This window comes from Halomonas sp. SIMBA_159, from assembly GCF_046536035.1.
In the GTDB taxonomy this organism is placed as follows: domain Bacteria; phylum Pseudomonadota; class Gammaproteobacteria; order Pseudomonadales; family Halomonadaceae; genus Vreelandella; species Vreelandella venusta_A.
Genome location: NZ_JAWJBT010001615.1, coordinates 1 through 236 on the forward strand (window position 1 = coordinate 1; position 236 = coordinate 236).

Consider the following 236-nt stretch of genomic DNA (forward strand, 5'->3'; position numbering starts at 1 on the left):
TACATGCCCGGGAACTGCAGCCTGGCGCGGATTATTACGTCAGTCTGGAAGCCGGGCTTGATGGCTGTGCGACGTTTGCCTGGATGGTGATAGATAACGGCAATCAGCGGGGTGAATCCCGTTCTGCCTCGCTGCCTCTGCCGCCCAAAGCGCTGGCCCGTCTGCATGACGGAGAAGAACTGGGGGATGTGATGGATGATATGTTTCAGCAGCAGAATGTGAAACAACAAGGGGGC

General features: G+C 57.2%; 1 protein-coding gene. It reads left to right on the forward strand.

Annotated elements, in window-relative coordinates; genetic code table 11:
- Positions 1-236: DUF84 family protein (locus tag R0J87_RS24680; protein ID WP_498889672.1), on the forward strand; the 236-nt coding region annotated here is incomplete at both ends.